2 pseudogenes are annotated in these 1,140 nt (G+C 68.6%); both read right to left on the reverse strand.

Annotated elements, in window-relative coordinates:
- Window positions 1-900 (reverse strand): annotated as a pseudogene (locus tag EOA22_RS34555) (hydroxyacylglutathione hydrolase); the annotation flags it as partial.
- A 3-nt stretch (window positions 901-903) separates the two neighbouring features.
- Window positions 904-1,134 (reverse strand): annotated as a pseudogene (locus EOA22_RS39340) (FAD/NAD(P)-binding protein); the annotation flags it as partial.
- Window positions 1,135-1,140: the final 6 nt, after the last annotated feature.

A 1,140-nucleotide genomic window follows, 5' to 3' on the forward strand; every position in this document is an offset into this window, starting at 1 on the left:
ACCCATGAGCTCGCCGAAAGTCCCTCGTGCCAGCGGGCCGGCGACCAGGAGTGTCGCGACCGCCGCGCCGTCCCGGCCGATCGCGCGGCTGTCGAGACCTGTCTCGATGCCAAGCCCATATTGGTCCGTCCTGATCAAGCCGGCTTCCGCCAGCGAGCTTAGCGCCGGGTTCAGCTGCAGCGCCTGCCCATGGGCCGGACCGGTGGTGTTGATGACGGCAGCGAAGCGCATCGTCTCGATCCGGGTCTGCCCGCGCCGTTGAAAGCTGACAGCCAGGCTGCCGTCCTCGTCGTTCGACGCGACAAGCCTGGCGGCAATGGTGTCGACTGTACCGGCGGCATGACGCCGGTCGAGCACCGCGGCGACCTGCGGCGCGATCCTGAAACGATGCACGTCCCAGAACACGCGCAGCTGGCGCACCAGCCTTGCCCGCTCCGGCGGCGCAAGTGCGGCCCACAGCACCGGCCCCTGGAGGCGCAGCTGATCGAAGACCGACTGCCAGTTGACATTGGCGGCGCGCGCGGCCGCCAGCGTCGCGCGAATGGTCTTGAGCAGGCCGAGCGCCGTCGTGGCCGGCGCGGATGCAAAGTCGCCAAAAGGCTCGCCCCTGATATCCGGGTGGCCGCGCGAGCGCAGGCCGCGGCGCGACAGCGCGAGGATACGGCCGCGATGGCCACGGCGGTCAAGTTCGGCGACCATGTCGGCCGAGGTCAACCCGGAGCCGACGATCAGCACCGACGCCTCCGGCCCGATCCCTGAAAGCGCGGCGGAAGAGTACGGATCGGCGACGAAACCTGGCGCTTCCGTCAGCGAGGCCAGCGCGTTGGGAATTCCGGGCCGCGGATGCGTCGCTGCCAGGACGAGGATATCGGCGACGACCGGTCCGGCAGAGGTGTGCACGGTCCAGCCCGCGCCACTGGCATCGCGTGTCACGCGTGTGGCGGAACCTTCGACATGATGGACAAGGCCGGAACCGAGATACGGCGCCAGATGCTCGGCGACGTAGCGGCCGAATACGCGACGGCGCGGAAAAGCGTCGCCGTTCTTCCAGATGGCATCCGGGTCGTGTTCGAGTTCTCCGCTGCCAGCCAACCAGCGTGCAAAATGCTGCGGATCATCGGGAGCCATGCTCATCCTGAC

Source organism: Mesorhizobium sp. M7A.F.Ca.US.014.04.1.1, from assembly GCF_003998745.1.
Lineage (GTDB): Bacteria > Pseudomonadota > Alphaproteobacteria > Rhizobiales > Rhizobiaceae > Mesorhizobium > Mesorhizobium ciceri.